Origin of the sequence: Enterococcus sp. DIV1375a (genome assembly GCF_051712205.1) — a bacterium.
Lineage (GTDB): Bacteria > Bacillota > Bacilli > Lactobacillales > Enterococcaceae > Enterococcus > Enterococcus faecalis.
In genome coordinates this window covers 1,443,379-1,467,773 of sequence record NZ_JBIOOM010000001.1, presented here as the reverse complement: position 1 = coordinate 1,467,773, position 24,395 = coordinate 1,443,379, and the positions used below count along the sequence as shown (strand labels likewise).

The 24,395-nt window shown below is 37.2% G+C and carries 23 protein-coding genes; 20 read left to right on the top strand and 3 right to left on the bottom strand.

Translation table 11 applies throughout. The features are described 5' to 3' along the window. Positions 1-5: 5 nt before the first annotated feature. The 13 genes from secA to IGJ63_RS07105 all read left to right on the top strand — a co-directional run bounded on the left by secA (position 6) and on the right by IGJ63_RS07105 (position 13,199). Positions 6-2,543 carry a preprotein translocase subunit SecA gene (secA, locus tag IGJ63_RS07165; RefSeq protein ID WP_002381826.1) on the top strand — a complete coding sequence of 846 codons (2,538 nt, stop codon included), beginning with the start codon at positions 6-8 and terminating at the stop codon, positions 2,541-2,543. A gap of 76 nt (positions 2,544-2,619) precedes the next feature. After that, a protein-coding gene (gene prfB / locus IGJ63_RS07160; RefSeq protein ID WP_111997025.1) for a peptide chain release factor 2 occupies positions 2,620-3,721 on the top strand; the annotation gives its coding sequence in 2 pieces (ribosomal slippage) (positions 2,620-2,691 and positions 2,693-3,721; 1,101 coding nt in all). A 105-nt stretch (positions 3,722-3,826) separates the two neighbouring features. Continuing rightward, complete coding sequence (gene ftsE, locus IGJ63_RS07155) at positions 3,827-4,513, top strand: cell division ATP-binding protein FtsE (protein WP_002361935.1); 687 nt, start codon at positions 3,827-3,829, stop codon at positions 4,511-4,513. After that, entirely contained in the window at positions 4,506-5,390 is an 885-nt protein-coding gene (gene ftsX, locus IGJ63_RS07150) for a permease-like cell division protein FtsX (RefSeq protein WP_002364071.1), read from the top strand. The genes ftsE and ftsX overlap by 8 nt, the downstream gene beginning before the upstream one ends. Positions 5,391-5,565: 175 nt before the next feature. Continuing rightward, on the top strand, positions 5,566-6,420 hold the full coding sequence (locus tag IGJ63_RS07145) for a phosphate ABC transporter substrate-binding protein PstS (protein ID WP_002357298.1): 855 nt from the start codon (positions 5,566-5,568) through the stop codon (positions 6,418-6,420). Between the two features lie 122 nt (positions 6,421-6,542). Then, entirely contained in the window at positions 6,543-7,463 is a 921-nt protein-coding gene (pstC, locus tag IGJ63_RS07140) for a phosphate ABC transporter permease subunit PstC (RefSeq protein ID WP_002357299.1), read from the top strand. Then, complete coding sequence (gene pstA, locus IGJ63_RS07135) at positions 7,463-8,347, top strand: phosphate ABC transporter permease PstA (protein ID WP_002357300.1); 885 nt, start codon at positions 7,463-7,465, stop codon at positions 8,345-8,347. The genes pstC and pstA overlap by 1 nt, the downstream gene beginning before the upstream one ends. A 16-nt stretch (positions 8,348-8,363) precedes the next feature. Next, the gene (gene pstB, locus IGJ63_RS07130) at positions 8,364-9,173 is read left to right on the top strand and encodes a phosphate ABC transporter ATP-binding protein PstB (RefSeq protein ID WP_002357302.1); all 810 of its coding nucleotides are present in this window, start codon (positions 8,364-8,366) and stop codon (positions 9,171-9,173) included. A 10-nt stretch (positions 9,174-9,183) separates the two neighbouring features. Then, a complete protein-coding gene (pstB, locus tag IGJ63_RS07125) occupies positions 9,184-9,942 on the top strand; it encodes a phosphate ABC transporter ATP-binding protein PstB (RefSeq protein ID WP_002357303.1) in 759 nt (252 codons plus the stop codon). Positions 9,943-9,956: 14 nt separating this feature from the next. Then, a complete protein-coding gene (gene phoU, locus IGJ63_RS07120; RefSeq protein WP_002357304.1) occupies positions 9,957-10,634 on the top strand; it encodes a phosphate signaling complex protein PhoU in 678 nt (225 codons plus the stop codon). 209 nt (positions 10,635-10,843) lie between these two features. Then, entirely contained in the window at positions 10,844-12,445 is a 1,602-nt protein-coding gene (gene liaX, locus IGJ63_RS07115; protein ID WP_002364070.1) for a daptomycin-sensing surface protein LiaX, read from the top strand. 74 nt (positions 12,446-12,519) lie between these two features. Further along, on the top strand, positions 12,520-12,843 hold the full coding sequence (locus IGJ63_RS07110) for a PspC domain-containing protein (protein WP_002357306.1): 324 nt from the start codon (positions 12,520-12,522) through the stop codon (positions 12,841-12,843). Then, the gene (locus tag IGJ63_RS07105) at positions 12,843-13,199 is read left to right on the top strand and encodes a phage holin family protein (protein ID WP_002357307.1); all 357 of its coding nucleotides are present in this window, start codon (positions 12,843-12,845) and stop codon (positions 13,197-13,199) included. Before IGJ63_RS07110 ends, IGJ63_RS07105 begins: the two co-directional genes overlap by 1 nt. Positions 13,200-13,233: 34 nt before the next feature. Here the strand turns inward: IGJ63_RS07105 and IGJ63_RS07100 are convergent, their stop codons facing one another. After that, entirely contained in the window at positions 13,234-14,196 is a 963-nt protein-coding gene (locus IGJ63_RS07100; protein ID WP_016633920.1) for a GIY-YIG nuclease family protein, read from the bottom strand. 209 nt (positions 14,197-14,405) lie between these two features. Between IGJ63_RS07100 and hprK the strand changes: the two genes are divergently transcribed. The 6 genes from hprK (at position 14,406) to IGJ63_RS07070 (ending at position 19,403) form a co-directional block, all read left to right on the top strand. Then, positions 14,406-15,341 carry an HPr(Ser) kinase/phosphatase gene (gene hprK, locus IGJ63_RS07095; RefSeq protein ID WP_002357309.1) on the top strand — a complete coding sequence of 312 codons (936 nt, stop codon included), beginning with the start codon at positions 14,406-14,408 and terminating at the stop codon, positions 15,339-15,341. Positions 15,342-15,358: 17 nt separating this feature from the next. Further along, positions 15,359-16,192, top strand: coding sequence for a prolipoprotein diacylglyceryl transferase (gene lgt, locus IGJ63_RS07090; protein ID WP_002381830.1), 834 nt, complete (start codon positions 15,359-15,361; stop codon positions 16,190-16,192). 68 nt (positions 16,193-16,260) lie between these two features. Next, entirely contained in the window at positions 16,261-17,283 is a 1,023-nt protein-coding gene (locus IGJ63_RS07085) for an NAD(P)H-dependent glycerol-3-phosphate dehydrogenase (protein ID WP_002357312.1), read from the top strand. An 11-nt stretch (positions 17,284-17,294) separates the two neighbouring features. Next, the gene (galU, locus tag IGJ63_RS07080; protein ID WP_002357314.1) at positions 17,295-18,191 is read left to right on the top strand and encodes a UTP--glucose-1-phosphate uridylyltransferase GalU; all 897 of its coding nucleotides are present in this window, start codon (positions 17,295-17,297) and stop codon (positions 18,189-18,191) included. Positions 18,192-18,368: 177 nt separating this feature from the next. Next, positions 18,369-18,800: a DUF948 domain-containing protein gene (locus IGJ63_RS07075; protein WP_002357316.1), complete on the top strand. Its 432-nt coding sequence runs from the start codon at positions 18,369-18,371 to the stop codon at positions 18,798-18,800. A 15-nt stretch (positions 18,801-18,815) separates the two neighbouring features. Further along, positions 18,816-19,403: a YtxH domain-containing protein gene (locus IGJ63_RS07070; protein ID WP_002381831.1), complete on the top strand. Its 588-nt coding sequence runs from the start codon at positions 18,816-18,818 to the stop codon at positions 19,401-19,403. A gap of 120 nt (positions 19,404-19,523) precedes the next feature. Here IGJ63_RS07070 and IGJ63_RS07065 read toward each other — a convergent pair whose 3' ends face one another. Beyond that, positions 19,524-20,627: an aminopeptidase P family protein gene (locus tag IGJ63_RS07065; RefSeq protein ID WP_438746157.1), complete on the bottom strand. Its 1,104-nt coding sequence runs from the start codon at positions 20,625-20,627 to the stop codon at positions 19,524-19,526. Between the two features lie 214 nt (positions 20,628-20,841). Here IGJ63_RS07065 and ccpA point away from each other — a divergent pair, with 214 nt between their 5' ends. Next, positions 20,842-21,843 carry a catabolite control protein A gene (ccpA, locus tag IGJ63_RS07060; RefSeq protein WP_002357319.1) on the top strand — a complete coding sequence of 334 codons (1,002 nt, stop codon included), beginning with the start codon at positions 20,842-20,844 and terminating at the stop codon, positions 21,841-21,843. A 104-nt stretch (positions 21,844-21,947) separates the two neighbouring features. Here ccpA and IGJ63_RS07055 read toward each other — a convergent pair whose 3' ends face one another. Then, on the bottom strand, positions 21,948-24,359 hold the full coding sequence (locus IGJ63_RS07055) for a transglycosylase domain-containing protein (protein ID WP_002382391.1): 2,412 nt from the start codon (positions 24,357-24,359) through the stop codon (positions 21,948-21,950). Positions 24,360-24,395: the final 36 nt, after the last annotated feature.

The following is a 24,395-nucleotide window of genomic DNA, read 5'->3' as shown; positions in this document are numbered from 1 at the left end:
TACCAATGGCAAATTTTTTGAAAAAAATGATTGAAAACGATAAAAAAGAATTAAGACGATTAGAAAAAATCGCCGATAAAATTGATGCACATGCAAGTGCAATGGAACAACTAAGCGATGAACAATTACGTGAAAAAACAGATGAATTTAAAGCCCGTTATCAAAAAGGGGAAACCTTAGACGAACTATTACCAGAAGCGTTTGCGGTTGTCCGTGAAGCTGCTAAACGAGTACTAGGTTTATTCCCATACCGTGTCCAATTAATGGGTGGGATTGTGCTTCATGACGGGAACATTCCTGAAATGAGAACAGGTGAAGGGAAAACCTTGACTGCCACAATGCCTGTATACTTGAATGCACTATCTGGCGAAGGAGTACACGTTGTTACAGTTAATGAATACTTAGCAACCCGTGACTCTAACGAAATGGGAGAATTATATAATTTCTTAGGCTTAAGCGTTGGCTTAAACATTAACTCTAAATCTTCTGATGAAAAACGTGAAGCGTATAACTGTGATATCACTTATAGTACAAATAACGAATTAGGATTTGACTATTTGCGTGATAACATGGTTGTTTATCGCAGCCAAATGGTTCAACGTCCATTAAACTATGCAATTGTCGATGAAGTGGATTCAATCTTAATTGATGAAGCAAGAACCCCATTAATTATTTCTGGACAAGCTGAAAAATCGACAGCACTCTATACGCGTGCCGATAATTTTGTCAAACGCTTAAAAGAAGACGAAGATTACAAAATTGATATTCAGTCTAAAACAATTGGTTTAACAGAAGCAGGGATTGAAAAAGCGGAACAAACTTTTGGATTGGATAACCTTTACGATATTGAAAATACAGCATTAACGCACCATTTAGATCAAGCGTTACGGGCAAACTATATCATGTTACTAGACATTGATTACGTGGTTCAAGACAATAAAGTCTTAATTGTTGACCAATTTACTGGTCGTATCATGGATGGTCGTCGTTATTCTGATGGCTTGCATCAAGCGATTGAAGCAAAAGAAGGCGTCGAAATTGAAGATGAAACAAAAACAATGGCGACGATTACGTTCCAAAACTACTTCCGGATGTACAAAAAACTAGCCGGGATGACTGGTACTGCTAAAACAGAAGAAGAAGAATTCCGTGAAATTTACAATATTCAAGTCATTCAAATTCCAACCAATCGTCCAATTATCCGTGACGATCGTCCAGATTTACTTTATCCAACCTTAGAAAGTAAATTTAATGCAGTGGTGGAAGATATTAAAGAACGTTACCACAAAGGACAACCAGTGTTGGTGGGGACTGTTGCGGTAGAAACGTCAGAATTACTTTCTGATAAATTAAACGCAGCTAAAATTCCTCATGAAGTATTAAATGCGAAAAATCACTTTAAAGAAGCCGAAATCATTATGAACGCCGGTCAAAAAGGCGCAGTTACAATTGCAACAAATATGGCTGGTCGTGGAACGGATATTAAACTTGGTTTAGGTGTACTTGAACTAGGTGGTCTAGCGGTTATCGGGACAGAACGTCATGAGTCACGTCGTATTGATAATCAGTTGCGTGGACGTGCAGGACGTCAAGGGGATCCAGGGGTTTCACAATTTTATTTATCTTTAGAAGATGACTTAATGAAACGCTTTGGTTCAGAACGAATTAAAACATTCTTAGAACGAATGAATGTGCAAGAAGAAGATGCAGTTATTCAAAGTAAAATGTTTACTCGCCAAGTAGAATCTGCTCAAAAACGTGTGGAAGGAAATAACTATGATACACGTAAAAATGTCTTACAATACGATGACGTGATGCGCGAGCAACGTGAAGTTATTTATGCGCAACGACAAGAAGTAATTATGGAAGAAAATGACTTGTCTGATGTATTGATGGGCATGGTAAAACGGACGATTGGCCGAGTGGTGGATAGCCATACACAATTAGAAAAAGAAGAATGGAATTTAGATGGGATTGTCGATTTTGCAGCCTCAACACTTGTCCATGAAGATACGATTTCTAAAAAAGATTTAGAAAATAAATCAGCTGAAGAAATCAAAGACTACTTAGTGGCACGTGCGCAAGAAGTATTTGAAGAAAAATCTCAACAATTGAATGGCCAAGAACAATTGCTAGAATTTGAAAAAGTAGTCATCTTGCGTGTTGTCGATACTAAATGGACAGATCACATTGATGCAATGGATCAATTACGCCAATCTGTCGGCTTACGTGCGTACGGTCAAAACAACCCATTAGTAGAATATCAAACAGAAGGTTATTCTATGTATAACAATATGGTTGGTTCAATCGAATATGAAGTAACACGTTTATTCATGAAATCGGAAATTCGCCAAAATGTCCAACGTGAGCAAGTAGCTCAAGGACAAGCGGAACATCCAGAAACAGAACAAGATGCAGCTGCACAAAGCAACACAAGTGCGAAGCGTCAACCTGTGCGTGTAGATAAAAAAGTGGGCCGTAATGATTTATGCCCATGCGGAAGTGGCAAAAAATTCAAAAATTGTCATGGAAGAAACGCTTAATTAAAGAAAAAACGCAGGGTGGGGCAATTTGTCCCGCCTTTGCTCTTTTTACAATAAAGAGAAAGAAGGAATCATTTTGGAAAACCCAGAAATTCGTACATTATTAGACGAAATGACACAAAAAATTACTAGCTTCAGGAGGTCTCTTTGACTTAGACCAGTTAGAAGAAGACATTGCCGAGGCGGAAAATCGGATGGGAGAACCTGGTTTTTGGGACAACACAGAAACGGCTCAAAAGCTAATTAACGAAACCAATAGTTTGAAAGAAAAATATCAACAATTTCATCAGCTCTCTGAGGAACTTGACGAATTAACGGTGATGTTTGAATTACAACAAGAAGAATATGATGCAGAGATTCAAGAAGAATTGGAAGAAAGAATTCATCTCTTGCAAGAACGTTTAACAACGTATGAGCTATCCTTACTACTAAATGAGCCATATGATCATAATAACGCCCTAATTGAATTACATCCTGGTGCCGGTGGTACTGAATCACAAGATTGGGGAAGTATGCTTTTACGAATGTATACACGTTGGGCAGAAAGTCACGGTTTCCAAGTTGAAACGTTGGATTACCAAGCTGGAGATGAAGCAGGGATTAAAAGTGTCACCTTATTAATCAAAGGTTACAATGCTTATGGTTACCTAAAATCTGAAAAAGGTGTCCATCGTCTTGTGCGGATTTCGCCCTTTGATTCCGCTAAACGCCGTCATACTTCGTTTTGTTCAGTTGATGTAATGCCTGAATTAGACGACACAATAGAAATTGCGATCAATCCAGATGACTTAAAAATTGATACCTATCGAGCAAGTGGTGCTGGTGGTCAGCATATTAATAAAACAGAATCGGCTGTTCGAATCACACATATTCCAACAGGTACCGTTGTCGCAAGCCAAGCACAACGTTCTCAATTAAAAAACCGTGAGCAAGCAATGAGTATGTTAAAAGCCAAATTATATCAATTGGAAATGGAAAAGAAAGCCCAAGAAGCAGCAAGTTTACGTGGTGAACAAATGGAAATTGGCTGGGGCTCACAAATCCGTTCTTACGTGTTCCATCCGTATTCAATGGTCAAAGACCATCGGACAAATTACGAAACCGGCAATGTACAAGCTGTGATGGATGGAGACCTTGATGGTTTCATTGATGCCTACTTAAAACAGCGCTTAAGTTAAGCTCTTCATTAAATTGAAATAAAAATGTAACTTAATGCAAGAAGTTTGCAATATTGACATGTTATAATGAGTAGGATTGAAGAAAAAAGAGATGGAGAGAACGCCATGATTGAAATGAAAGATGTAATGAAGAAATATTCGAATGGTACAACAGCGATTCGAAATATTTCAGTAGAGATTGACCAAGGCGAGTTCGTCTATGTGGTTGGTCCCTCAGGTGCAGGGAAATCAACCTTTATTAGATTAATGTATCGTGAAGAAAAAGCAACAAAAGGTAATTTGACAGTTGCAGGTCATGATTTAATGAAAATAAAAAATAAAGAAGTTCCTTATTTACGTCGTGAAATCGGCATCGTTTTCCAAGACTATAAACTATTACCAAAGAAAACTGTGTATGAGAACGTGGCCTATGCGATGCAAGTTATCGGACGACGTCCTCGCGAAATCAAAAAACGCGTGATGGAAGTTTTAGATTTAGTCGGTCTAAAACATAAGGTACGTGTTTTTCCAAGCGAACTTTCTGGTGGGGAACAGCAACGGGTATCCATTGCACGAGCAATCGTAAATACACCGAAAGTTTTAATTGCCGATGAACCAACTGGGAACTTAGATCCAGAGAATTCATGGGAAATCATGAAATTGTTGGACCGGATTAACGCACAAGGAACAACAGTCGTGATGGCAACGCATAATAGTACAATTGTAAATACGATTCGTCACCGTGTTATTGCCATTGAAAATGGTCGCATTATCCGTGACCAAGTGGAAGGAGAATACGGCTACGATGATTAGAACATTCTTTTCTCATTTATTTGAAAGTATCAAAAGTTTAAAACGGAACGGTTGGATGACTGTTGCCTCAGCAAGTGCGGTTACAATTACATTAGTTTTAGTTGGTATTTTTATGGGCGTTATTTTTAATGCAACGAAACTTGCTGATGATATCGAAAAAAACGTGACAGTGTCTGTCTTTGTCGATATTGGTACAAAACAAAATGAAATGAAAACATTAGAAAAACAACTTAAAGGATTAGACAATGTTGAAGATATTTCTTATTCAAACAAAGATCAACAATTGAAAAAAATCCAAGAACAAATGGGGGATGCCTGGAATCTTTTCGAAGGCGACAGTAACCCATTATACGACGTGTATTATGTCCGTGCAAAAACACCAGAAGACACGAAAGATATTGCGAAACAAGCAGCTAAATTCCCAAGTGTTTTTAAAGCCGATTACGGTGGTGTAAACTCAGACAAAATCTTTAAAATCGCTCAAACCGTTCGAACTTGGGGCTTAGCAGCTGCTGCATTACTTTTATTCGTTGCAGTGTTCTTAATTTCCAACACTATTCGGATTACGATTTTATCTCGTCAAAAAGAAATCCAAATTATGCGTCTTGTAGGAGCCAAAAACAGTTTCATTCGTTGGCCGTTCTTCTTAGAAGGTGCTTGGATTGGGTTGATTGGCGCAATCGTGCCAGTCATTATTATGACGTTAGGCTACCATCAAGTTTATAACATGTTCAACCCGCAGTTATTGCGTTCGAATTATTCATTAATTCGTCCAGAAGATTTTATCTGGAAAGTCAATCTATTAATGATTGCAACAGGAATGATTATTGGATCACTAGGTTCAGTTATTTCAATGCGTCGTTTCTTGAAAATTTAAACGAAAAAAAGCTCTCCATTTTGGAGAGCTTTTTTTCGTTTAGTTTTAAAATACTTGTTATTTAATTTAAGAGTTTTCTCAGTTGTACCAACAAATTGATAACTTATAATTTTCAAGTCCTACATATAATGGTAAAATAGAATAGATTGAAATTAATTGGAGGAATAATGAATCGATGAAAAAAAGATTGCTATTATTTATTGGTTTGGCAAGTATACTTACTTTGACAGGATGTGCAAAATGGATTGATCGTGGTGAATCCATCACAGCGGTAGGCTCATCAGCTTTACAACCATTAGTAGAGACAGCGAGTGAGGAATATCAAAGCCAAAATCCGGGAAGATTTATTAATGTCCAAGGTGGCGGAAGCGGAACAGGTTTGAGTCAAGTCCAATCTGGCGCGGTAGACATTGGTAATTCTGATTTATTTGCAGAAGAGAAAAAGGGCATCAAAGCGGAAGACTTAATTGATCATAAAGTTGCTGTCGTTGGGATTACACCAATCGTTAACAAAAATGTCGGTGTCAAAGATATCTCAATGGAAAATTTAAAGAAAATCTTTTTAGGTGAAGTAACAAACTGGAAAGAACTTGGCGGAAAAGACCAAAAAATTGTTATTTTGAACAGAGCGGCCGGTAGTGGTACGCGTGCGACTTTTGAAAAATGGGTCTTGGGAGATAAAACAGCCATTCGTGCGCAAGAACAAGATTCCAGCGGCATGGTTCGTTCCATTGTTTCTGATACACCAGGAGCGATTAGTTATACCGCATTTTCATATGTTACTGATGAAGTAGCTACGTTAAGTATTGATGGTGTTCAGCCAACAGATGAAAATGTAATGAACAATAAATGGATTATTTGGTCTTATGAACACATGTACACTCGTAAAAATCCAAGTGATTTAACCAAAGAGTTTTTAGACTTTATGTTGTCAGATGATATCCAAGAACGTGTGATTGGTCAATTAGGGTATATTCCTGTTTCGAAAATGGAAATTGAACGGGATTGGCAAGGAAATGTCATTAAATAATTCTCTTAACACAAAATTTACAAACTTAACATAAAATTTACATGTTATTAAAAACAAATTGATGTAAAAAAGGTACACTATTTTTATCTGTAAAAGTTGGATTGTTTGAGGAGGAAATATTCTTGGAAGATGTACAGAAAAAATTATTAACAAAATCGAAAAGAGCCAAGATGGAGCAACGAGGGAAATTTATTAGTTTCCTATGTATTGCCTTAATTGTAGCAGTGGTTGTTTCAATTTTCTATTTTGTTGCAAGTAAAGGACTTGCTACATTCTTTAAAGATAAGATTAATGTGTTTGATTTCTTATTTGGAACAAACTGGAACCCAAGTGATATCGGCGCAGACGGTAAACCCATGGTTGGGGCTTTACCGATGATTGCGGGTTCCTTTATTGTAACGTTTTTGTCAGCGATTGTTGCGACACCATTTGCGATTGGAGCGGCTGTTTTTATGACAGAAATTTCACCTAAAAAAGGAGCAAAATTTTTACAACCAGTTATTGAATTACTTGTAGGGATTCCCTCTGTTGTTTATGGATTTATTGGTTTATCTGTCATTGTTCCTTTTGTCCGTTCAATCTTTGGCGGAACTGGCTTCGGTATTTTAGCTGGTACGTTTGTGCTATTTGTCATGATTTTACCAACGGTTACTACGATGACCGTAGATGCATTAAAAGCTGTACCTCGACATTATCGTGAAGCGTCGTTGGCGCTTGGTGCTACGCGTTGGCAAACGATTTATAAAGTTGTCTTGCGGGCAGCTGTGCCTGGTATTTTAACTGCGGTTGTCTTTGGTATGGCTCGTGCGTTTGGTGAAGCCTTAGCAATCCAAATGGTAATCGGAAATGCAGCTGTGATGCCAACTAGTTTGACAACACCAGCTTCGACACTAACAAGTATTTTGACAATGGGGATTGGGAATACAATTATGGGAACAGTTGAAAACAACGTTCTTTGGTCTTTAGCCTTGATTCTATTGTTGATGTCTTTACTATTCAACATTGTTATCCGAATTATCGGTAAGAGAGGAGCCTTAAAATAATGAATGCAAAAAAAGCAGATAAAATCGCAACAGGTATCTTATATGCCGTATCTGGCGTCATTGTTTTAATTTTGGCGGCCTTACTGATTTACATTTTAGCTAGAGGAATTCCACATATTTCGTGGGAATTTTTAACACAACCATCCAGAGCCTATCAAGTTGGTGGTGGGATTGGTATTCAGCTTTTTAACTCACTATATTTACTATTGATTACAATGATTATTAGTATTCCAATTTCATTGGGTGCTGGAATTTACTTATCGGAATATGCGAAAAAGAATTGGTTAACTGATTTAATTCGTACCTCGATTGAAATTTTAAGTTCATTGCCTTCCGTTGTTGTCGGGCTGTTCGGCTTCTTGATTTTCGTTGTACAAATCGGATATGGCTTTTCAATCTTATCAGGTGCGTTAGCATTAACATTTTTTAACTTACCATTATTGACTAGAAATGTTGAGGAATCTTTGAAAGCCATTCATTATACACAGCGTGAAGCGGGGTTAGCCTTAGGTCTTTCACGTTGGGAAACAGTTAAAAAAGTTATTTTGCCAGAAGCATTACCAGGAATTTTGACAGGTGTTATTTTGAGTTCTGGTCGGATTTTCGGTGAAGCCGCTGCGTTAATTTATACAGCAGGACAAAGCGCACCTGCCTTAGATTTCAGTAATTGGAATCCATTGAGCGTTTCAAGTCCAATTAGCATTTTCCGTCAAGCGGAAACGTTGGCTGTGCATATTTGGAAAATTAATACCGAAGGAACGATGCCAGATGGCGCTGCGGTCTCAGCAGGTGCCTCCGCTGTGTTAATTTTAGTAGTTTTACTTTTCAATTTCGGCGCTCGTTTTATCGGCAACCGTCTTTATAAGAGAATGACATCAGCTTAATGTTAGGGGAATTAGCATGAAAGAATACAATTTAAATGATACCCATTTACTTCAACTAGATAGCCAAAAAGACCCGATTGCGTTACACACGGAAGACTTACATGTCTTTTACGGGGACAATGAGGCTATCAAAGGTGTTGATTTGCAATTTGAAAAGAACAAAATAACCGCCTTAATTGGACCTTCTGGTTGCGGTAAATCCACGTATTTACGTTCGCTAAATCGTATGAACGATGGCATTGCCAATTCACGTGTTACTGGAAAAATCATGTATAAAGATGTCGATGTCAATACGAAAGAAGTTGACGTCTACGAAATGAGAAAACGCATTGGCATGGTTTTTCAGCGGCCCAATCCATTTAGTAAATCTATCTATGAAAATATCACATTCGCATTGAAACAGCATGGTGAAAAGGATAAGAAAAAATTAGATGAAATCGTTGAAACAAGTTTGAAGCAAGCCGCACTTTGGGATCAAGTGAAAGATAACTTAAATAAAAGCGCCTTAGCTCTGTCTGGTGGGCAACAACAACGTTTGTGTATCGCTCGGGCAATTGCGATGAAACCAGATATTTTATTGTTAGATGAACCGGCAAGCGCGTTAGATCCGATTTCAACAGGAACGGTTGAAGAAACGTTAGTGAATTTAAAAGATGATTACACGATCATCATTGTGACACATAACATGCAACAAGCGGCGCGGATTAGTGACTATACAGCTTTCTTCTATATGGGTAAAGTCATTGAATACGACCATACAAGAAAAATCTTTACACGACCAAAAATTCAAGCAACGGAAGACTACGTTTCAGGACATTTTGGTTAGGAGGAGCAAGATGGGCAAAGAAATTATTTCATCAAAAGATTTACATTTATATTACGGGAAAAAAGAAGCATTGAAAGGTATTGATTTAACTTTTAATCAAGGAGAATTAACTGCCATGATTGGTCCTTCTGGTTGCGGGAAGTCAACGTATTTACGTTGCTTGAATCGTATGAATGATTTAATCCCAGACGTAACTATTACTGGAAGTGTCGTCTATAAAGGAAAAGATATTTATGGACCGAAAACAGATAACGTTGAATTACGTAAAGAAATTGGCATGGTTTTCCAACAACCTAATCCATTTCCGTTTTCAGTTTATGAAAATGTGATTTATGGCTTGCGCCTAAAAGGAGTCAAAGACAAGCAAGTCTTAGATGAAGCAGTTGAAACCAGTTTGAAAGCTGCTGCCGTTTGGGAGGATGTCAAAGATAAACTTCACAAAAGTGCACTTTCACTTTCTGGTGGACAACAACAGCGGGTTTGTATCGCTCGTGTTTTAGCTGTGGAACCGGATATTATTTTATTAGATGAACCAACTAGCGCCTTGGACCCAGTTTCTAGTGGTAAAATTGAAAACATGCTGTTAACATTAAAAGAGAAATATACCATGATTATGGTGACACATAATATGTCACAAGCATCACGGATCTCTGATAAAACGGCCTTCTTTTTACAAGGTGATTTAATTGAATTTAATGACACGAAAAAAGTATTTTTAAATCCAAAAGAAAAACAAACAGAAGATTACATTTCTGGTAAATTTGGTTAAAAGGGGGAAAAAGAATGTTACGGACACAATTTGAAGAAGAACTATTGAATCTGCACAATCAATTTTATGAAATGGGTATGATGGTTAGTAGTGCCGTCCATAAATCCGTGAAGGCATATATTAATCATGATAAAAAATTGGCTCAAGAAGTGATTGATCGCGATATTGAAATTAATGATATGGAAGTCAAACTTGAGAAAAAGAGTTTTGAAATGATTGCGTTACAACAACCAGTGACAACAGACTTACGTATGATTATTACTGTTATGAAAGCTAGTTCGGATTTAGAAAGAATGGCGGACCATGCCGTTTCAATTGCTAAATCAACGATTCGCTTAAAAGGAGAAACACGTATTCCTGAAATTGAAAAAGAAATTTCAGATATGTCTGATTATGTGAAAAAAATGGTGGATAATGTTTTAATCGCCTATGTTAAAACGGATCAAAAAGATGCACGAATGATTGCACAAATGGATGATCGTACTAATGAATATTTCGATAGTATTTACAAACATGCCGTAGAAGCAATGAAAGCTAATCCAGAAACGGTCATTAGCGGAACTGATTATCTACATGTGGCACAATACTTGGAAAGAATTGGCGACTATGTCACAAATATTTGTGAGTGGATTGTTTACTTGGCAACTGGTAAAATTACCGAATTGAATAGTAATCGTGACGAACAATTTTAAGAAAAACAAATAAAAAAAACTAGGAGACGGCCTTTTTTAGACCAATTCCTAGTTTTTTTAGCGTAAAATGAACTGATTTTATAAAACTAGTCCTTACTAATGAGAAGAAATCGTTCTTAAGTCCTATGACAAATGATCAAAAACAAGGCATAATAATGCATGTAAGGAAAACACTATTGAGTGAAAAATTTGCTAAGGAGGCAATATCCATGAAAGAAAGAGAACGCGTATTAGAATTAGTGAAAAAAGGTATTCTAACGTCAGAAGAAGCGTTAATTTTATTAGAAAATATGGCAACTGAAAAAGATGAAAAACAAATCGAAAAAGCTGCTGAAAAAGTCGATACACAAAATATTGGAACAACAAATAAAGAAGATCAAGTCGCAGATTTAATGGATGCATTAGAAAAAGGCGAATCAGAAGGACCTACTGTTGATCCGTTTGAAGAAAATACACAGGACAGTGCAGAAAAAGATCGTGAAAACTTAGAAAGAATTCTTGATGAGTTAGCAACAAAAGCCAATCGTGCTTCGGCTGAATTGGACGAAGTCAACGCAGAAATTGCCGGCATCAAAGAAGAAATTAAAGAAGTCGTAGAAGAAATTGGAACATTAGATACAAAAGAAGAGTTAGATGCATTAACAGAAGATGAACAAGTTCAACGAAAAGACTTGCACGTTTTACTTGCACAATTAGAAGAAAAATTAGCGACTCAAAGTACTGAAAAAACAGCACTGGAAGAAGAACTAAAAAACATTCGCAAAGAACAATGGAAAGGTCAATGGAATGATACAAAAGAAAAAGTTTCTTCTCAATTCTCTGAAGAGTGGAAAGATCAAGCCACAGACACCTTTAACCAAGTCGGCGGCAAAGTTGCCGAAGTTGGCGGCCAAGTGGGAGAATTCTTGAAAAAAACATTTAATTCTTTCAGTGATACCATGAATGATAATGTGGAATGGAAAGACATTAAAATGAAAGTTCCTGGTGTGGCAACAACTAAGTTTGAACATGAATTTAACTATCCAAATCCACAAGCAAGTTTAATTGATGTCAAGGTAGCAAATGGTACCGTGGTTTTCAAAACTTGGGATCAAGAAGATGTGAAAGTCGAAGCAAAAATCAAATTATATGGTAAAATGGCAGGAGATTCACCAATGGAAGCTTTCTTAGAACGAAGTGACATTGATGTGGATGATGAAACGATTTCTTTCCAAGTGCCAAACAAACGGGTGAAAGCAGATTTAACGTTCTATTTACCAAAACGCACTTACGATCATGTATCTGTTAAATTATTAAACGGAAATGTCTTAGTAGAAGAGTTAACAGCGAAAGATGTTTACACAAAATCAACGAATGGGACGATTACGTTTAAAAAAATTGATGCAACTATGTTAGAAATTGAAGGCGTGAATGGTGAAATTAAAGTCCTAGAAGGAACGATTTTAGATAACATTATTGAAACAGTCAATGGTGATGTGTCTATTTCCGCGGCACCAGAAAGTCTAAGTGTCTCTCTGATTAATGGAGATATCCGCATTACAGCTAAAGAAAAAACGCTTCGCCGTGTTGAAGCAAGCTCTGCAAATGGGAATATCAAGTTGGCCTTGCCAAATGACTTAGGCGTTGAAGGGCAAGTGAAAACGAATTTAGGTAGTATTAACAGCCGTTTAACAGATATTGAAGTTGTTCGTGAAAAGAAAGATCGCGGCAATCAACAATTACATTTTAGACGTGTACTGGAAGAATCAATGGCTCAAATTAATGCTTCTACAACAACGGGAAGTATTTTCCTAAAAGATACGGATAAATAATTAATAATTTTAAGCTAGATGGGCTGACGAATCAGCCTTTCTAGTGTAAAATTTAGTAGACGAGGTGAAAACATATGAAAAGAAAACTAACAAAATCTCCGAATAACGTGGTTTTAACAGGAAGCTTAGCTGGGATTGCTGATTGGCTAGGAATTGACCCAACAATTATTCGTGTCGTTTATGTCTTGCTCAGCTTTTTCTCAGCAGGATTTCCAGGCATTCTCTTATACATTGCCTTAGCAGTCTTGATCCCTTCTGGAAGAACAGGAAGCGATCGCGGCTACGGCCATCAAAATCCTTATAATAGAAATGTTCGCAATGAAAATCCTTATGCTGCCAATAAAAAGCAACGTAAAGAAGCGGAAAAAATTGATGATGACGAATGGAGTGACTTTTAATGACATATTTTCAGCGATTGGTTGTTAATACACTGACATTCATTTCTTTATCAGTTGTTTTTCCTGGCATGATTCATGTGAGAGGCATAATGCCTGCAATTATTGCCGCCTTTGTTCTCTCAATCCTAAATATGTTGGTGAAACCAGTCTTAACAATCTTGTCGCTCCCATTTACTTTATTAACGTTTGGTCTATTTAGCTTTGTTGTCAATGCAGCGATTTTACAAATGACCTCGTTTTTTGTGGGGGAAATGAACTTTGGCTTCTCAAGTTTTTGGGCAGCGGTGCTAATGGCTGTAATTATGTCAATTGTCAATACGATCGTTACGGATCACAATTTATCTAAATATGAATAAAAAAGCCTGAAGAGCGCAGCATAAAATGCGTTCTTCAGGCTTTTTCGATGGTTAAATTTTCTAGGTGACATTCTGGATGGCGGCTGATATAGCCATATAAAATGTTTAAAAAATCAACTTGTTGCTTCGAGTAATGCTCAATTGTTTTCGGTGGTTTTTTGGGCATGATTTTTTTTGCTAGTTCAAGCGGTGGATATTTTTGAAACGTTTGTTTAGTAACAACACGTGTTGCTACCACCAAGCCTTGGTAAATTAAATAGTATTTGATTTTTTTCTGACAAGGTAACCACATCAGTTGCCAATCTCGTTGGTTAGCTTGACTAATTCGTTGATTTTGGTTTGCAAAGCGCGTCAGAAAGAGCCAATCTTCTTTGAGTTTTGCCGCTTTTTCGAAGGCTTGTTTTTCAGCAGCCTCTTGCATTTGTTGAGCAATTCGTTTGATTGGTTCTCGTCCTTGATTATGGAAAAAGTCGAACAATTCTTGTTGAAATAGTTCGGTCGGAATGGCACTCTCTTTTTGAAAGGTTTGATGCCAATAGTTGGTTGGGACGAGATCGTAGATACTATCCAAAATTATTTTTAAACGGTTTAATTTTCGGCGAATCGAATAAGGACCAAAACAGTTCTCTTTAGTGGGAATATTTAAGAGTTTAATCTCTAATTGCCGCTCATTAACGGCTACCGATACATAAGAATATTGTTCATAAGCATTCATTTGGCGATTGTAGCGCGGCCGATACTGTTGAATCAGTTGACATTCTAGGAGGAGCGCATCCAATTCTGTGTCAGTATGGAGAACATCGAAGTCTATAATTTGTTTGACTAAACGCATCGTCTTTCGAGAATGTTGATTACTATTAATAAAATAGCTCGACACGCGATTTTTTAATTTTTTGGCTTTACCCACATAAATAATTGTGTCGGTTGCGTCTTTCATTAAATAAACACCCGGTGTTAACGGTAATTGATGGGCTTTTTCCTTTAAATATTCTTTCATAAGTTTCCTCTTTTCTTAAAAGGATCGGCTTCAAGTATACAAAGTTTTCTGAAATAGTCAAGTAACAGAAATAGCATAGATAATTTCACTGAAAAATAGTTTCATTTTTTTGAAATATGATAATTCTAGGAATTATCTAGTGAATAGCTAGAAACTTGTATTTTTAAATGATAAAATATAACAAGTAGCAGAAAGGACTGACATTCGATATGACAGAAGTGGTAAAGATTTATCAACTGGTAGAAAATCTTTCTTTAGAAGTAGTATACGGAGATGAAGAAAGCTTAAATAGAACAATTAAAACTGGTGAAATTTCCCGGCCAGGTTTAGAATTAACTGGGTATTTTAATTATTATTCCCATGACCGTTTACAATTATTTGGGAGCAAAGAAATTACCTTTGCAGAACGAATGATGCCTGAAGAGCGTTTATTAGTGATGCGCCGTTTATGTGCGAAAGATACTCCAGCCTTTATAGTATCCAGAGGACTAGAAATCCCCGAAGAATTAATTACAGCAGCAAAAGAAAATGGGGTTTCTGTATTACGTTCACCGATTTCAACTTCCCGTTTACTAGGGGAACTATCCAGTTATTTAGATGGCCGTTTAGCTGTTCGGACAAGTGTCCATGGGGTTTTAGTTGATGTTTATGGACTTGGTGTTTTGATTCAAGGAGATAGCGGTATTGGTAAAAGTGAAACAGCTTTAGAGCTTATTAAACGTGGACATCGGCTAATCGCAGACGATCGTGTCGATGTTTATCAGCAAGATGAATTAACCGTGGTTGGAGAACCACCAAAAATTTTGCAGCATTTAATTGAAATTCGTGGTATCGGAATTATTGACGTCATGAACCTGTTTGGAGCTAGTGCGGTCCGTGGCTTTATGCAAGTTCAATTGGTCGTTTATTTAGAGGCATGGGAAAAAGACAAGAAATATGATCGTCTTGGTAGTGATGATGCAATGGTTGAAATAGCTAACGTTGATGTCCCTCAGATTCGTATTCCTGTTAAGACCGGCCGAAATGTGGCCATTATCATTGAAGTAGCAGCAATGAACTTCCGCGCGAAAACAATGGGCTATGATGCAACAAAAACGTTCGAAGAGCGCTTAACCCGTTTGATTGAAGAAAATTCAGGAGAATAGAAGGAGAAGATGTGATGATGTTAGCCCAAGTAAATTCAATTGCATTTCGCCTTTTCGGTATTCCCGTCTATTGGTATGCAATTATTATTGTTTCAGGGATTGCTTTAGCTGTTTGGCTAAGTAGTCGTGAAGCCGTTCGTGTTGGTTTAAAAGAAGATGATGTCTTTGACTTTATGCTCTGGGGATTACCTGCAGCAATTGTTGGCGCGCGCTTGTATTACGTCGCTTTTCAATGGCAAGATTATGTAGACAATCCGATTGAAATTTTCTTTACTCGAAATGGTGGCTTAGCGATTTATGGTGGTCTTATTGGTGGGGGACTGGCGCTGTTTTTCTTTACGCGTCATCGTTTCATTTCTACATGGACTTTTTTAGATATTGCCGCACCAAGTGTGATTTTAGCGCAAGCAATTGGTCGCTGGGGCAACTTTATGAATCATGAAGCCTATGGGCCAGCGACCACCAGACAATTTTTAGAAAATCTCCATTTACCAACGTTTATCATTGATAACATGAATATCAACGGAACATATCATCAACCAACATTTTTATATGAATCTGTCTGGAATGTTTTAGGCTTTATCGTTTTAGTGTTATTACGCAAAAAGCCACACTTTTTAAAAGAAGGCGAAGTCTTTTTAGGTTATATAATATGGTATTCTTTCGGCCGTTTCTTCATCGAAGGCTTACGGATGGACAGTTTGTATGCGTTTAGTAACATTCGTGTCTCACAATTGTTGTCTTTAGTGATGTTCGTGGCAGCAATTGTTATTGTGATCGTTCGCAGAAGAAATCCCAATTTGAAATTTTACAATCGGGAGAAACAAAAGAAAAAAATAACAACTTCTTAATCCAACTTGATTGAAGAATATGGTAAACTAAAGAAGTAACGTTGTTTAGCGAAAGGAGAGTTTCACCGATGAAACAAAAAGTCGCTGTTTTAGGTCCAGGTTCCTGGGGGACAGCTTTAGCTCAAGTATTAGCCGAAAATGGACACGAGGTCTGTATTTGGGGAAATAAACCAGAGCAAATCGATGAAATAAATACAAAACACACCAACAAACATTATTTACCAGAATTAATCTTACCTACTTCAATTCAGGCAACCACTGATTTAGCCACTGCTTTAGTAGATGTTGATGCGGTACTGTTTGTGGTACCAACTAAAGCCATTCGTTCAGTAGCACAAGAAGTGGCCCAACATTTAAAAACAAAACCAATTATTATTCATGCAAGTAAAGGGCTCGAACAAGGTACACATAAGCGGATTTCAGAAGTGATAGCGGAAGAGATTCCAGCAGAAAAACGGCAAGGGATTGTGGTTTTATCTGGTCCAAGCCATGCAGAAGAAGTCGCTGTTCATGACATTACAACCATTACAGCAGCAAGCGAAAATTTAGCAGACGCTGTGTATGTGCAAGAGTTGTTTATGAATGATTACTTTAGAATTTATACGAATGATGATGTGATTGGTGTAGAAACAGGGGCGGCCTTAAAAAATATTATTGCTTTGGGCGCCGGAGCGATTCATGGCTTAGGCTTTGGTGATAATGCCAAAGCGGCAATTATGACTCGTGGTTTAGCAGAAATTAGTCGTTTAGGGGTTGCGATGGGAGCAAACCCATTAACATTTATTGGTTTAAGTGGTGTTGGGGATTTAATTGTTACTTGTACAAGTGTCCATTCTCGAAATTGGCGTGCGGGTAATTTATTAGGAAAAGGCCATAAGTTAGATGAAGTCTTAGAAAACATGGGCATGATTGTGGAAGGTGTTTCAACAACTAAAGCAGCCTATGAATTGGCACAACAATTAGAAGTCGAAATGCCAATCACAGAAACAATCTACAATGTCTTGTACAATGACGAAGATGTACAACAAGCAGCAAAAGAAATCATGTTGCGCGATGGCAAAACCGAAAACGAATTTACACTTGATTTTTAGGAGGAAAAAAGATGAAAGTTAAAAAGGCAGTTATTCCAGCAGCTGGGTTAGGAACACGTTTCTTGCCGGCTACTAAAGCGATGGCAAAAGAAATGTTGCCGATTGTTGATAAACCAACGATTCAATTTATTGTAGAAGAAGCACTAGCTTCAGGAATCGAAGATATTTTAATTGTGACAGGCAAAGCCAAACGTCCGATTGAAGATCATTTCGATTCAAATGTTGAACTAGAAAATAACTTAAAAGAAAAAAATAAAACCGATTTATTGAAATTAGTCGAAGAAACAACGGATGTTAATTTACATTTTATTCGTCAATCCCATCCGAAAGGCTTAGGACACGCTGTTTTACAAGCGAAAGCATTTGTTGGCAATGAACCTTTTGTCGTGATGTTAGGCGACGATTTAATGGAAGATAAAGTGCCATTAACGAAACAATTAATGGATGATTACGAACAAACACATGCTTCGACAATTGCGGTAATGAAAGTACCCCATGAAGATACTTCAAAATATGGTATTATCAACCCAGAAAAAGAAATCGAAAAAGGACTATACAATGTCGAGAATTTTGTTGAAAAACCAAAACCCGAGGAAGCACCAAGTGATTTAGCGATTATCGGCCGTTATTTATTAACCCCTGAAATTTTTGATGTACTTGAAAATCAAAAACCAGGAGCTGGTAACGAAATTCAGTTAACAGATGCGATTGACACTTTAAATAAAACACAACGCGTTTTTGCTCGTGAGTTTAAAGGAGAACGTTACGACGTTGGCGATAAATTTGGGTTTATGAAAACAAGCATTGAATATGGTTTGACTCATCCAGAAGTAAAAGATAATTTACGAGAATACATTATTAATTTAGGTGCTCAATTAGCGAAAAAAGAGCAACCAAAAGAAAAATAAATAAAAATAAGCGTAAAATTTCAATTCGTTAGAAGGAAATTTTACGCTTTTTTTCTTAAAGAAAAGGGCATGAGAATTTTATAAAATAAATTGTCATTCTTAGCTTTATGAGTTGTGAAAAATATAAGTTGGTGTTATCCTAAGATTATAAATAAAATTTCAGAGGGGAGTAATGATATGTCAGGTGGGGAAATTGCTGCCTTAATTGCAGCGGTAGCATTTGTTGTTTTAGTCATCTTTTTAGTACTTGTGTTATATAAAGTCTCTCAAGTTGTTTCAAAAATTGAAGATACAATTGATGAAACAAATACAACAATCAAAGTCGTGACTAGCGATGTGAATGTATTGAGTCGCCAAGTGGAAGGCTTGCTTGTTAAAAGTAATGAACTATTGACAGATGTGAATCAAAAAGTGGCAACGATTGATCCGTTGTTTACGGCCGTTGCTGATTTAAGCGAAAGTGTCTCTGAATTGAACACCTCAAGTAAACATTTGATTACAAAGGTAGGAACCGTAGGGAAAGGCACAGCGAAAGCTGGTTTAGTGAGTAAAGTAGGCGGTTCTGCTTTTAGAGCAATGCGTTCAAAAAATAAAAAAACAAATAACTAATTGGAGGAGATTTTTATGGCTAAAAAAGGCGGATTTTTCTTAGGAGCAGTAATTGGTGGAACAGCAGCAGCCGTTGCCGCATTATTACTTGCACCAAAATCAGGTAAAGAATTACGTGATGATTTATCAAATCAAACAGATGATTTAAAAAACAAAGCGCAAGATTACACAGATTATGCTGTTCAAAAAGGAACAGAATTAACAGAAATCGCAAAACAAAAAGCCGGCGTTTTATCAGATCAAGCCTCTGATTTGGCAGGTTCTGTCAAAGAAAAAACAAAAGATTCATTGGATAAAGCACAAGGTGTTTCTGGCGACATGCTTGATAACTTTAAAAAACAAACAGGTGATTTATCTGATCAATTTAAAAAAGCAGCTGACGATGCTCAAGATCACGCAGAAGATTTAGGTGAAATTGCCGAAGATGCAGCAGAAGATATCTATATTGACGTTAAAGATTCTGCGGCAGCGGCCAAAGAAACTGTTTCTGCTGGTGTCGATGAAGCAAAAGAAACCACCAAAGATGTTCCTGAAAAAGCTGCAGAAGCAAAAGAAGATGTTAAAGATGCAGCGAAAGACGTAAAAAAAGAATTTAAAGGGTAACAAGCGTTTAGCTTATGAAAGTTAGCAACGGATCGTGTTGCTTTTGTTCAGCGGCTTACCTTAAAATTTAGAAATGAGGCCATCAGTCCGGTTGACTGATGGCCTCATTTTATTTTTATGCTATTGAATAATTTGCAATTCTTTGGTTGTCTTAGTGAATGGTTCGGAGCCTGTTTTCGTTACGTGTAAACAATCTTCAATACGAACGCCTACTTTTCCAGGAATGTAAATACCGGGCTCAATAGAGAAACACATACCTTCTTCAATGACTAAATCATTGCCATGAACTAGCGATGGGTATTCATGGACAGTGGTTCCAATGCCATGGCCTAAGCGATGGTTAAAGTATTCACCATAACCAGCTTTTGTAATTACACCTCGAGCAATATCATCTAATTCGCCTGCTGTAACACCAGGTTTCACCGCTTCAGTTGCTGCTAATTGTGCTTCTAAGACAATTCCATAAATTTCTTTTTGGAAATCAGAAGGTTCCAAGTAGCTGACTGTTCGTGTGGCATCACTACAATAGCCATTATGAACGACACCTAAATCAAATAACACTAAGTCATGGGGCTCAATTTTTGTTTCGCCAGGTACCCCGTGAGGACTAGCTCCGTTTTTTCCTGTTAAGACTAACGTTTCAAAACTCATTGAGCGAATACCTTGACGTTTTAATTGATACTCGATTTCTGCAACAATTTCTTGTTCCGCAACGCCTGCTTGAATTGCTTTGAAGCCAATCTCAAAAGCGACATCAGCCCAACTACCAGCTTCTAGTAAACGTTGAATTTCAGGTTCTGTTTTAATTAATTGAAGTTTTTCAATTAAAGGCGTAACATCATGCGAAAAATCGCTAGCTGGGAAATAGGTTTTCAATTGATCGAAACGAGCTAAAGAAAGAGCTTGTTTTTCTAAAGCAAAGCGTGGTGTGCCTTGTGTTCGTTTATTTAATAAAGCCGCAATTTTTTCCCAAGGATTTTCGCTATCTAAATAACCATAAACGGGATAAGTCCAACTACTCTTTTCGGCATCTTCGACTTCCAATGCAGGTGTAAATAAAAATGATTGGTCGTCCGCAGCGATAAACAAAGCTAACACGCGTTCATGAGGTTCGCTTTCGTAACCGGAAAAGTAAGCGATATGACCAGGATCACTAATATAAGTGAAGTCAATCTTTTCTTGGTGCATCCAATTTTTTAAATCGGCAATTTTTTCTTGATTCATAAAACATCCTTCTTTCTTTTATTCTGAAGTGAATCACAGTACTATCATAACATGAAATGACAAAAAGTTCCTTTTGAAATGGAAAGTAAATTTTCATGAAAAAACGATAAAACGGTTGCAAAAATAGAAGAATTTTGATATTCTAGGCTAGGAAAGAAATGTAAACAGTGTTTTCAGAAAATGAGAACAAATTCATATTTATAGGAGAAGAAACATGGAAAAACAAACAATTACAATTTATGATGTTGCTAGAGAGGCAAATGTATCTATGGCTACTGTTTCTCGTGTTGTCAATGGTAATCCCAATGTAAAACCAGCAACGCGTAAAAAAGTCTTAGAAGTGATTGATCGCTTAGATTACCGTCCTAACGCAGTCGCACGTGGTTTAGCAAGTAAAAAAACGACAACAGTGGGTGTCATTATTCCAGATGTTAGTAATGCATTTTTTGCTTCATTAGCACGTGGCATTGACGACGTAGCTACAATGTATAAATACAATATCATTTTAGCTAATTCAGATGGAGACGATCAAAAAGAAGTTACTGTATTAAACAATTTACTTGCCAAGCAAGTAGATGGGATTATCTTTATGGGTCATCGCATTACAGATGATATTCGTGGTGAATTTTCACGTTCAAAAACACCTGTTGTCTTAGCAGGTTCAATTGATCCAGACGAACAAGTTGGTAGCGTTAATATTGATTACACAGAAGCAACGAAAGATGCAACAGCGACTTTAGCGAAAAATGGAAACAAAAAAATTGCTTTTGTTAGTGGTGCATTAATCGATCCAATTAATGGTCAAAACCGAATGAAAGGCTACAAAGAAGCTTTAGCCGAAAATGGCTTATCTTATAATGAAGGCTTAGTTTTTGAATCTGAATATAAATTTAAAGCAGGCATTAATTTGGCTGAGCGTGTCCGTAATAGTGGGGCAACTGCTGCCTTTGTTACAGATGATGAGCTAGCAATTGGCTTATTAGATGGGATGCTAGATGCTGGTGTGAAAGTTCCAGAAGAATTTGAAATCATTACAAGCAATAACTCATTGCTTACAGAAGTCTCTCGTCCACGTCTATCAAGTATTACACAACCTTTATATGATATCGGTGCCGTGTCAATGCGTTTATTAACAAAACTAATGAACAAAGAAGAAATTGAAGAAAAAACAGTTGTTTTACCTTATGGAATTGATCAAAAAGGTTCAACAAAATAAATTGAATTAAACGGCTAAACTAAGAGCGTTAACTCTTAGTTTAGCCGTTTTTTGATACCTAAAAATGAGCCAGAAAAATACGTTTTCTGGCTCATTTTAGCGAGTTAATTATTATTCTTTTTATTATCGTTGTTTTTATTGTTATTGTTGTTATTATTTGTAGTGGCACGTGGAGCAAGATTTCCCCAGTAAGAAGCGTAATTGCTGTCTGTTCCACCAATCCCAAATTTATAGGTACTTTGTGGTGCACCATCTTTGGCATAGTATGAAGTCGTTGTTTTGCCAGGTGTGTTGAACTTGGCACCATTATAGGTAATTGAGCCAGGTTTTTCACCAGTAAATTCAGAAACTTTTGATTTAATAACGCTTGGATCTAATTCAAATTTTTGACCAATGCCAAACAATTCTGGATTCGCATAGTACAGCGCGTTGGCTAAGTTCGCCATATAATTCCCATTATTGTCGCCGCTGGTCATCGTCATTGGTGCTGGTAGATCATGTCCTGCCCAAGAACTTAGTGTCACAGTTGGGGTAGAGACAATCAGCCATGAATCTTTAAACTCATCAGTTGTCCCAGTTTTTCCGACCCAATCAGCACTAGCTAGATGAGGATTCAAGCCAGCTAACGTTGGTTTGAATTTTGTCGTATTCGCAGAATCCACCACTGAGCGCAACAAGTCATTCATAATAGAAGCGGTCGCCGGTGAATAAACTTGCGTTCCTTCATCTTTGTGTTCGTAGACCACATGTCCGCTATTGTCTGTGATTTTTTCAATCATGTAGGCTTTTTGATATTTACCTTTGTTAGCAAGCGCTTGGAAGCCGTTTGTTTGTGTTACAACATTTGTTTCTACTGAACCCAATGGCGCAGATTCGTAAGCCCAAGCATCTGAAGCTGGATAGTTCATTTTACTTAAGTAGTGATTGTAAGAGAAATTATCATCACCCATTTTTTTTCTTAGCTCATTATTAACATGAACGACAGGGATATTGAAAGACCAATTCAAGGCATTCCGAACAGTCACGAATTGATTTAAATCCACATTTGTGGAATTAACAAATTCACGACCATCAGCATAAGTCGTTGGGTAGTTGGCCAGACGACTTTCAGAACCAATGATTCCTTGATCAATCGCAGGACCATAGACAGAAATTGGTTTAATCGTAGAACCAACTTGACGATCGGCATTAAAGGCATGGTTGTTTTGATTAATATCGAAGTTTCTGCCGCCGATAAAACCAAGGATACGACCAGTAGCGTTATCCATTAAAATATTGCCAGTTTCAATCATTGTATTCCCATTGACATCTGCAGTGCCATCATCAAGCAAATAACCATAATTTGCGACAGCGGTTTGCATCGTGTTGTAAATATTCTGATCAATGGTTGATTGGATTGTATAGCCTTGCGACTGGATTTCGCGACGTGCTTGTTCTTCATATTGATCTAAACCAACTTGATCTAAATCATCACGATTAACTTTAGCTTTTTTCATATCTAAATCCATGACAATCTCAACTGCTTTATCTAACACCGTATAGTATAGATAGCCTTCTGTATTGACATTGGCCTGTTCAGTTGGTAAAAAGTCTTTTTTCAAGTCGTAAGCTTTGGCTTCTTCATATTCCTTTTGCGAAATAGCTTTTTCTCGGTACATACTGAAAAGAACAAAATCTTTTCTCTTCATTCCTAAAGACAAATCGTCTTTCAAGGCACCAGTGTTAGTATAGGGCGTGTAAACAATGGGACTTTGGGGAAGTCCTGCGATAAAGGCCGCTTGAGGAAGATTCAAGTCCTTGGCACTTTTACCAAAGAGTCCTTTGGCTGCTTCTTCCACGCCTGCAATATTTTCACCTTTGTTATTACGACCAAAAGGGGAGACATTTAGATAAGTTGTCACGATTTCGTCCTTAGAAAAGTATTTTTCAATACGTAAAGCTAATAAAATTTCGTTGGCTTTCCGTTTAAAGGTCGTTTCATCAGTTAAAATCTGTTGCTTGACCAATTGCTGAGTCAATGTTGAACCACCAGAAGAACCGCCGATACCTGTCGCATCAGAAATCAACGCTCGAACTAGCGCTTTTGGTACCACCCCATGATGTTCTTCAAAATATTCATCTTCTGTTGAAATAATGGCTTTTTTTAGCAATGGAGACATTTGATCGCCATTAATTCGTGTCCGAATTAAATCTGATTTGATGTTAGCAATCGGAGTACCATCTGCGTAAGTCATTTTTGACACTTCGGTAATATCACTGATTTCTTTTTGCAATTCTTCCTTCGTTGGGGGCTGTGTATCTTCAACTAGAAAAGCAAAATAGCCCATTCCAATACCTAAGCCAAGAGAGCCACCTAAGACAATCAGAATAACCCCAAAAACCACTAATGACTGAAAAACGCGAATAATGACATTTAAAATAAGTAAAAAGACATTGCCGCCAGAAGAGGTCGTTGGTTTTTGCTTATTGTTACTTGAATTATTTTTCAAAAGCTTCACCTCAATAAAATGATACATTCTGTGTTATTATAGCAAAAAAAAGCTTCTATGAAT